This is a genomic window from Streptomyces catenulae (assembly GCF_000718015.1).
GTDB lineage: Bacteria > Actinomycetota > Actinomycetes > Streptomycetales > Streptomycetaceae > Streptomyces > Streptomyces catenulae.
Genome location: NZ_JODY01000034.1, coordinates 76,624 through 86,142 on the forward strand (window position 1 = coordinate 76,624; position 9,519 = coordinate 86,142).

At 73.3% G+C, this 9,519-nt stretch carries 7 protein-coding genes; 1 reads left to right on the forward strand and 6 read right to left on the reverse strand.

From position 1 onward, the window contains the following. Window positions 1-5: 5 nt before the first annotated feature. The 6 genes from hpf to mtnA all read right to left on the reverse strand — a co-directional run bounded on the left by hpf (window position 6) and on the right by mtnA (window position 7,632). A complete protein-coding gene (hpf, locus tag IF23_RS0125630; protein ID WP_030287634.1) occupies window positions 6-698 on the reverse strand; it encodes a ribosome hibernation-promoting factor, HPF/YfiA family in 693 nt (230 codons plus the stop codon). A gap of 317 nt (window positions 699-1,015) precedes the next feature. Further along, window positions 1,016-1,765 (reverse strand): ComF family protein, encoded by a 750-nt coding sequence (locus IF23_RS0125635; protein WP_030287636.1) that lies wholly within the window; start codon window positions 1,763-1,765, stop codon window positions 1,016-1,018. Window positions 1,766-1,853: 88 nt separating this feature from the next. Continuing rightward, window positions 1,854-3,686 (reverse strand): LpqB family beta-propeller domain-containing protein, encoded by a 1,833-nt coding sequence (locus tag IF23_RS0125640; RefSeq protein ID WP_030287638.1) that lies wholly within the window; start codon window positions 3,684-3,686, stop codon window positions 1,854-1,856. A gap of 82 nt (window positions 3,687-3,768) precedes the next feature. Then, on the reverse strand, window positions 3,769-5,820 hold the full coding sequence (gene mtrB / locus IF23_RS0125645; RefSeq protein ID WP_078654251.1) for an MtrAB system histidine kinase MtrB: 2,052 nt from the start codon (window positions 5,818-5,820) through the stop codon (window positions 3,769-3,771). A gap of 1 nt (window position 5,821) precedes the next feature. Next, window positions 5,822-6,499, reverse strand: a complete 678-nt coding sequence (gene mtrA / locus IF23_RS0125650) for a two-component system response regulator MtrA (RefSeq protein ID WP_004000747.1) — start codon at window positions 6,497-6,499, stop codon at window positions 5,822-5,824. Beyond that, a complete protein-coding gene (gene mtnA, locus IF23_RS0125655; protein WP_030287643.1) occupies window positions 6,496-7,632 on the reverse strand; it encodes an S-methyl-5-thioribose-1-phosphate isomerase in 1,137 nt (378 codons plus the stop codon). Before mtnA ends, mtrA begins: the two co-directional genes overlap by 4 nt. Before the next feature lie 155 nt (window positions 7,633-7,787). On the opposite strand from mtnA, the gene IF23_RS0125660 reads away from it, so the two are divergent. Continuing rightward, a complete protein-coding gene (locus IF23_RS0125660; RefSeq protein ID WP_030287645.1) occupies window positions 7,788-9,098 on the forward strand; it encodes a DUF7847 domain-containing protein in 1,311 nt (436 codons plus the stop codon). Window positions 9,099-9,519 lie beyond the last annotated feature (421 nt).

The window sequence follows — 9,519 nt, forward strand, 5'->3', positions numbered from 1 at the left end:
TGAGGTCAGCCGCCGAGTGCGCCCCCCGCGCCCCCGGCTCCTTCCTCCCCGAACGAGTCGGGGTTCAGGTGGATGACGCCGTAGTCGTAGCCGTGCCGCCGGTAGACGACACTCGGCTGCTTCGTCTCGGCGTCGACGAAGAGATAGAAGTCGTGACCGACCAACTCCATCTCGTAGAGCGCCTGGTCGAGTGCCATCGGCGCCGCGGAGTGGGTCTTCTCGCGGACGACCAGCGGGCCGTCCCCCTGGACGTCCAGGGACGCCACCTTCTTGGTGGGCACCTGCTCCTCGGACAGCACGTCCGTCGCGAGCTCCCCGTTGGGCTTCAGGCTCGCGGCGTCGGGGACGCTCACCGCGACATCGCTGGCCGGGATCCGGCCGCTGCCCCGACGGGAGAAGCGCTTGTCGTGCTGCTTGCGCAGCCGTGCCTCCAGCTTCGCGGTGGCCAGATCGAGCGCCGCGTAGGGATCACCTGCCGCCGCCTCGGCCCGGACTACCGGGCCACGGGAGCGAAGGGTGATCTCCACCCGGTCGGAACGGTCGGCCTGCCGCGGGTTCGGCTCCTTGGACACTTCGACGTCCAGGCTGATCACCTTGCCGTCGAGCTTCTGGACCTTATCCAGCTTCAGCTTCTCGGCCACGTGCTTGCGGAACCGCTCGGGCACCTCGGTCTTGCGGCCCTTGACGACGATGTCCACGCAGAACTCCGTTCCCGGATCGCTCCGCCCGGAAGGCGGTGCGATTCCTTCTTGCACCAGGCTCCGGTGAGTGCCGAAGCCTCGGACTTGGCGTTCACCTCCTCCTCCCCCGGGGACGGGCTCTCCACTCTCCTGATTTCAGGGTCGCGGCAAACGGCCTCATATGCACCCAGCACGACATTCGAGGCAAAGCGTCTGCCAAGTCCTCACAACCGAACATAGCTCGCTCCGGCGGGTGTCGGCACCCCCTCACGGCAACCAGCTGCGTTCGAGTGGATTTCGCCTCTCCGGGGTCGTCCTGTCACCCCTGTCCCCTGTCATCCCTGGAACGTCCGGATTCCGGCTGCGGTTCCGTACGCGGCGAACGCCGCCCCCGGAGCGGCCACCACGGCCGCCCCCCGCACCCGGCCGCCCACCGCCGCCACCGCCCGCCCGGCCTCGGCGAGCGTCGCCCCCGTGGTCACCAGGTCGTCCACCAGCACCATCCGCCCCGCCGCCACCGGCCCGGCGGCCCCGCCCCGGACCTCCAGGGCACCGGCGAGGTTGGCGCGCCGCTCCCGGGCGCCCAGACCCGCCTGGTCGGCCACCGGTCTGCACTGCCGCAGCCCGGCCCACACCCGCGCCGCCCGGCCCGTCCGCCGCAGCTCGCGGGCGGCGGCGTACGCCAGCCGCCGCACCGGGTCGTGCCCGCGCCCGGCCACCGCCCGCCGCGCCGACGGCACCGGGACCAGCACCACCGGACCCGCCCGCGGACCCGCACCGCCCTGCCGCCCGCACAGCCCCCGTACCGCGCCCGCCAGCGCCGCGCCCAGCGGTTCGGCGAGCCGTAGCGCGCCGCGTTCCTTGTGGGCGAGGAGCACCGCGCGCACCTCGTCGGCGTAGACCGCGCCCGCCCACACCTCGGGCAGCCCGTACGGCGGCGGGTCCGGGCGCACCCGGGCCGCGCCGCGTCCACCGCGCGCCAGCCTCCGGCGGCACGGCCCGCACAGCTCCGTCCGCACCAGCCCGCACCCGGCGCACTCCACCGGCAGCACCAGCCCGGCCAGCTCCCGCCACATCCCGCGCATGAACCCACTGTCACGCGCGGGGCGGCCCGTCACCAGCCCTGTGGACAACTCCTCCGGCGCACCGGCCCCCGGCCGCGTAGCCGCGCACTCACCCCGGGTAGACCGGCGCCGTACCGTCCTTCGCCACGGTCTTCCAATTGGCGTCCGGCGGCAACCGGACGATGCCGTCGACGGCGTCCGCGATCAGCGGACGGGTCTCATCCTCGGACGCGGCCACCGCCTTGACGCCCGTGACACCGGGCAGGCTCGGCACGTTCGACGCCGACCCGTCGGTCTCCATGAACTGCATCTGCTGGACGCCGCCCGACTCCCGGCCGACGACCACCAACCGGCTGCCGCCCGCCCAGGAGGCCGCGACCACGTCCTCCAACTGCGGGGCGATCGGCCGCAGTTCCTCGACCGACAGCAGCGGGCGCGCCGACGAACCGCCCCGCTCGACCCGGCCGAGCTGCAGCGTCGTCCGCCCGCCGTCCTCCACCAGGATCGCTATCCGGATGCCGTCCGCGGCCATCCGGATCGCCTTGATCCGCCGGTCACCCAACCCGGGCACCGCCACCTGCTCCGGATCGCCCTTGCCCTCGCGCATCCGCAGCAGCCGCGAACCGTGGACGGTGCGCTCGGCGATCCACAGATCCCCCAGCCCGTCCCAACTGGGCGCCGTCAGACCGTCCTTGACCGCGCTGGTCAGCATCGGTCCGCCGCGCTCCGTACCGTCCTCCAGCGCGGCGACGTACAGCGATCTGCCGTCGGTCGACACCCCGGCGGCGGTGCGCTCGTCCCGCGCGACGGCGACCGAGCCCAGCGGCGTCTTGCCGGTGCCGAACGGGCCGCGCACCGGCGACGCCTCGGCCGCGGCGTCGGACAGCGCGACGAGCCGGTGCCCGGCGTCGAGGTAGTACTCGTCCGCCGGTCCGCCGGTGCGCGGCTGCGGCGCGAAGTCCCGCTCCGCCCGGCTCTGGCTCAGGACGCACAGCGAGTTGCCGTTGTCGTCCTGCAGCTCCACCTCGCTGATCTTCGATGCCCGGGTCATGTCCTGGACGGTGAAGAACAACTGAGCCGCCATCCGCCGGCACTGCCCGGTGTCGGTGCTCACCACCTCCTTGGTGAGCTTCACCCGCAGCGCGTTGGAGTCGTCGAGCGACAGGCTGCGGCTGGCCAGCCGGGTGCGGGAGGGGAACTCCGAGACGGTGACCTGATTCAGCCAGTTGGTCGGCCCGTCCAGCAGCGCCTGCACGCTCGCCGTGATCGGATCTATCCGCCGCCGCAGGTAGACCGGGTCGGCGACCAGGACGTCACGGCGCGCCTTGGGCTCCTGCGACTCCGTCTTGTAGGACGCGAAGTAGTACTTGTTGACGGACTGGTAGATGCGCTGGAAATCGGACTGCCCGAGCACCAGCCCGTTGGGCAGCCGGTCGATCCGCCACTGCCCCTTCTCCTTGATGAGGTGGATCGTGCGGTGGTACGGCTTCTCCTCCGGCGTGTACGCGTGCGCGGCGTCCACCGTGGCGACCTGACTGCCCGACAGCGTGACGGTGTATCCGTCCCGGTCCCCGTGGATCTGCGGCCCGTTCTCCGGCTTGGGGCGCTCCTGGAGCACGTTCGTCACCAGGAACGGCCGCCAGGTCTTCCGCGCCGACTGCGCCAGATACTGCGTGGCCGTCCGGAAATCCGCCTCGTCGCTGGTGGTCGCGTCCAGGAAGCTGCGGACGATGTTGGTCGGCCGCGCACCGGCCTGCGGCGGTACGCCGTACACCCGCACCTGCGAATCGCCGTCCGCCCGTGGTGACTGGTCGACCGCCTTGACGTCCCCGCTCTCCGGCATCGACGCACAACCGGCCAGCACCAGCGCCACGGACCCCAGCAGCGCGACACCCCGGACCCGGCGCACCCGCGCCCCCGGGACGGCCCGGGGACGCGACACCGCGGCGCCCGCCCCCTCCGGCCCCGCGACACCCGCGCCCCGAACCGTCCGGGGAACCCCGGCATCCCGCTGTCGTCCCTGCTCAGCGCCCACGCAGCTCACCTTCCCGGTCCCCGCCCCGTACGCCGTCGGCCGGGTCTCCGGACCGGGCCACCTCACCGGCGTGCGCCTGCGCCCCGCGCGCCGCCTCGTCGTCCCGTACGCCCTCGGGCTCCGTACCGCCACCGGACGGACCGGCGGGCAGCGCCCGGCGGGACGGGGCCGTCAGCGCGGCCGGGGTACGGGCACCGGGCCGCGGACGGCTCGTGGCCGCCGCCGCGCGGTTGCGCCGCGAGTCCTCCGGCTCCAACGGGATCGGCGACCCGCGCAGCGCCTCGCCCGCCGTCCGCGGCAGCGTCAGCCGGAACTGCGAACCGCCGCCGGGCTCGCCCCACGCCTGGAGCCAGCCGCCGTGCAGCCGCGCGTCCTCGACGGCGATCGACAGGCCCAGACCCGTACCGCCGGTCGTCCGCGCCCGCGCCGGGTCCGCGCGCCAGAAACGGTTGAACACCCGGGCCGCCTCGCCCGGCTTCAGCCCCACGCCGTAGTCGCGCACCGCCACCGCCACCGCGCCGCCGCTGGGGCCACCGGCCGACGCCAGCCGCACCACCACGTCACGGCCCTCACCGTGCTCGACGGCGTTGACGACGAGATTGCGCAGCACCCGCTCGACCCGCCGGGAATCCGCCTCGGCGATCACCGGCTGCTCGGCGCCGCGCACCACGATCCGGGTCCCGGTCCGCTCGGCCAGCGGCTCGGCGCCCTCGATCACCCGCTGCACCACGTCCCGCAGATCGACCGGCCCGGCCTCCAGCGCCGCCGCACCGGCGTCGAACCGGCTGATCTCCAACAGCTCCGCCAACAGCGACTCGAAGCGGTCCAACTGGCCACGGAGCAGCTCCGCGGAGCGCTTGGTGGCCGGATCGAAGTCCTCGCGCGCCTCGTGGATGATGTCCGCCGCCATCCGGACCGTCGTCAGCGGCGTCCGCAGCTCGTGCGAGACGTCCGAGACGAAGCGGCGCTGCATCCGGGACAACTCCTCCAGCTGCTGGATCTTGAGCTGGAGGTTCTGCGCCATCTTGTTGAACGATTCACCCAGACGGGCGATGTCGTCCTCGCCGGAGACCTTCATCCGCTCCTGGAGCAGCCCGGCCGCCAGCCGCTCGGAGATCCCCGCGGCCATCCGCACCGGCGTGACGACCTGCCGGACGACGAGCCAGGCGATGGCGCCGAGCAGGATCACCACGAACACCCCGGCCGTCGCCAGCGTGCCCGTGACCAGCTTCAGCGTCTCCGCCTCCTGCGTGAACGGGAAGAGGTAGTAGAGCTGGAACTGGTTGCCGTTCACATCGTTGAGACGCTTGCCGATGATCAACGCCGGCCGGGCCTCGTCCGAGCCGATCCGCTTGATCTGCGTGTACTGCCGGAACGTGCCCGCCCGGGCGTCCAGCTTCCGCCGCAGCTCCGGCGGGACGCTCGCCTCCGGATCGACGTCCCCGGAGGCGCGCGGCCCCCGGGTGCCCCGGCTGGCGTCGCCGAACGGCTCGTCGGAGTCGGAGCTGAGCGCCACGACGGAGAAGACACCCTGGCCACCACTGGCCAGCTGCTCGACCAGACCGGTCAGCCAGGTCGCGGAGTCCTGTGCGCCACGGCCCCCGGAGCGCGCGGTGTCGTCCCCCGCGGTGGCCCCGGTGCCCGTCCCGGCGCCGTCGGCGAGCTTCTGCGCCACGCCGAAACCGCCCGCCGCCTGACTCTGCGCGGCCTGCGCCTTCGCGGTGAGCAGCCCGTTGCGGACCTGCCCGACGACGACCACGCCGAGCAGCAACACCACGACCAGCGACATCAGCAGCGTCGAGGCGACGACCCGGAGCTGGATGTTGCGCCGCCACAGCCGCAGCGCGGGCAGCAGCGGCCGCCGCACCCACCGGCTGAACAGCCGCAACAACGGATGCACCGGGCCGCTGACCGCGCCGTCGGGCAGCAGCTGCCCGCCACGGAGCAACCGCGCGAACACCCTCGCCGAGAGGGACGTCCCACGGGCCGGGTCGGTGGCACGCCCCCGCTTCTCCTCCGGGGCCGCACCGGTCCGGCTCATATCAGCTGGGCCCGGCCTTGTAGCCGACGCCGCGCACGGTCACCACGATCTCGGGCCGCTCGGGGTCCTTCTCGACCTTGGAGCGCAGCCGCTGCACATGGACGTTGACGAGCCGGGTGTCGGCGGCGTGGCGGTACCCCCACACCTGCTCCAGCAGCACCTCGCGGGTGAAGACCTGCCACGGCTTACGGGCCAGCGCCACCAGCAGGTCGAACTCCAGCGGCGTCAGCGCGATCGACTGCCCGTCCCGCTTCACCGAGTGCCCGGCGACATCGATGACCAGGTCACCGATGGCCAGCTGCTCGGGCGCCGGCTCCTCCGACCGCCGCAGCCGGGCCCGTATCCGGGCGACCAGCTCCTTCGGCTTGAACGGCTTGACGATGTAGTCGTCCGCCCCCGATTCGAGGCCGACCACCACATCCACGGTGTCGCTCTTGGCCGTGAGCATCACGATCGGCACCCCGGACTCGGCCCGGATCAGGCGGCACACCTCTATGCCGTCCCGTCCGGGAAGCATCAGGTCGAGCAGCACAAGATCGGGCTTGGACTCGCGGAAGGCGGCGAGCGCCTTGTCACCGTCCGCCACGAACGACGGTTCAAAGCCTTCGCCGCGCAGCACGATGCCGAGCATCTCTGCCAGTGCGGTGTCGTCGTCGACGACGAGGACGCGTCCCTTCATTCGGCCATCATCCCATTACCTGATCGTGACGTACTCCAACGTGACGTGGAACACAGCTCCGCGAGCCCCTCCCGGGTCACCGGCGAGACCACGCCCGCCTCCGTCACGATCGCCGTCACCAGCTCCGCGGGCGTCACATCGAACGCCGGGTTGTACGCCGGTGCACCCTCCGGAGCGACCCGGAGGCGCCCCGAGATCTCCGTCACCTCGCTCCCCGGACGCTGCTCCACGACGATGTCCGCACCCCGCCCGGTCGCCGGATCGACGGTGCTCAGCGGCGCCACCACCACGAACGGCACCCCGTGGTGCCGCGCCAGCACCGCCAGCGGATAGCTGCCCACCTTGTTGGCCACCGAGCCGTCCGCCGCGATCCGGTCCGCCCCGATCAGCACCGCGTCCACCTCCCCCGCCGCGAACAGCGACCCCGCCGCCCCGTCCGCCAGCACCGTGTACGGCATCCCGGCCCGCCCCGCCTCGTACGCGGTCAGCCGCGCGCCCTGGAGCAGCGGCCGGGTCTCGTCCACCCACAGCCTGCGCAGCGCGCCTTGCCGGTGCGCGGCGAGCACCACGGCCAGCGCGGTCCCCTCACCGCCGGACACCAGGGCACCGGTGTTGCAGTGGGTGAGGATCCGGTGGCCGCCGCCGGGCCGCAGCTCATCGAGGAGCGCCAGACCGTGGCGCGCCATCCGCGCGCTGGCGTCGGCGTCCTCGGCGTGCACCGCACGCGCCTCGGCCAGCGCCGCCGCGGCGGCCGTCCCGGGCTCCGCACCGGCGTCCACCGCCGCACGGTGGGCAGCGGCCGCCCGCCGCACCCCGTACCCGAGGTTGACCGCCGTCGGCCGGGCGTGCGCCAGTTCCTCGGCCGCCGCCGTCACCTCGTCACCGCGCGCCGCGGCCAACGCGACGCCGTACGCGCCCGCGATCCCCAGCAGCGGCGCCCCGCGCACCGCCAGCGTCCGTATCGCCCGCACCAGCTGCGGCACGTCCGCGCAGACCAGCTCGGTCTCCTCGGCGGGCAGCCGGGTCTGGTCCAGCAGCACCACCGCGGGTCCTTCGGGCGGGTCCGCCCACCTCAGCGACGGAACGACGGGCGCCGCGGCGCCGGTCTCGGGTACCTCGTGACGTTCGACCATCCGCCCAGTCTGCCGCCGCGCACCACCCCCGGAGAACCTCACCGCCCTCCCGGGCCACAGGCGCCCGGCCAGATCCGCCATGACACGATGACTGCCACCGCTGACGCCGGTCCCCGACCGCCACGGCGGCGGCCGGGAAGCATGAAGGAGCGACGATGAACAACTCTCCGGGCTGGGCCTCGCCCGGATCCGCCCCCTCCGACGAACCGGACCGCGGCGACCGGGACCAACCCGACACCACCCCCGCACCGGACGACCGCACCGGCGAGGAGGCAGCGCCCCCGCCCCAGTGGTCGAAGCAGCAGCCACCCGCCGGTACGTGGTCCCCGCCCGCGGGCGTCCCCGGCCCCCGGGGACGCGCCACCGCGGGTCACGGGGGAGGCGGCCCGGTGCCGGGCGGCCAGGTACCGGGCGGCCCGCCCTGGGGCGGCGGCTGGGCACCGCTGCCGCCCGCCGCGAAGCCCGGCGTCATCCCGCTGCGGCCGCTGGGCGTCGGGGAGATCCTCGACGGCGCCCTCTCGACGCTCCGCGCCCACTGGCGCCCCGTCGTCGGGATCTCGCTGGTCATCGCCGTCGTGGCCCAGACCGCCATCACCCTCGTGACGGGCCTGTGGTTCCCGGAGAACGGCCGCACCCCCGTCCTGAGCGGCGAGTCCACCGAGGAGGTCATCCGGGCCTTCCGTGACCTGGGCAAGACCCTCCTCGGCAGCGGCATCACCTCGTTGATCGGGCTGCTCGCCACGATCTTCGCCACCGGCCTGCTGACCATGATCGTCAGCCGCGCGGTCCTCGGCCGCCCGGTCACCGCCGGTGAGGCATGGCGCGACGCCCGCCCCCAACTGCCCCGCCTCTGCGGCCTCCTCTTCCTGCTGACGCTGCTGCTCACCGCCGTGATCCTGGTGTGCACGCTGCCCGGCGGCATCATCGTCGCGGTGGGCTCCGCACCCGCCGGATTCGCCCTCGGCTCGCTGGGCCTGCTCGCCGGTGGCGCGCTGGCCGTCTGGCTCTGGGTACGGTTCAGCCTCGCCCCTCCGGCCCTGATGCTGGAGAAGCAGGGCGTCCTCGCCGCGATGCGCCGCTCCGCCAAGCTGGTACGCGGCTCCTGGTGGCGCATCCTCGGCATCCAGCTGCTGATGTACGTGATCGTCGGCGTCGTCGCGTTCCTCGTCCAGATCCCGGTCACGCTGATCGCCTTCATCCTCGACGGCGACACCCTCCTGAACTGGGTGAGCGGCACCGCCGAGGCCACGGGCTGGACCTTCCTGACCCTCCTGGGCCTCGGCGCGGTCATCAGCTCCGCCCTCACCTTCCCGCTCAGCGCGGGCGTGACGGCCCTCCTCTACATGGACCAGCGCATCCGCCGTGAGTCCCTCGACATCGAACTCGCCCACGCCGCCGGCCTCACCGACTACGACACCCCGTCCCCCACGCCCCACGTCCCCGGCCAGACCACCGAAGGCAACTGACACACCCACACCAAGTCCCGGACAACGCCCAGGCCACTCCCCGGGCCTCCCTCCGCCCCGTCTCCCCCTCGGGAGGCGGGGCGGAGGCGTATCCGCTCCCCTGCCCCGCCCCGCTCCCCCAGGCACGGGCCCAGGCCGCTCAACCACGGAGACGAGCCCCAGCAGCCCGTACAACGACTCCGAGGCCCCTGCCCACAGCTCCTCAACCAGCGACTCCTACGGGACCGACCGCCGTACACACTCAGCCGAAGGTGCCGGGCGGCAAATCCCCCCAGCAACGCCCACACCAGCTCTCTCCGACGCGCCCTACCTGAAAAGGTTTTGAACGCAAAAATGCTCCGGTCCCCGGAAACCATCACTGGTTTCCGGGGACCGGAGCGTAAAAATTGTTCGGCGGCGTCCTACTCTCCCACAGAGTCCC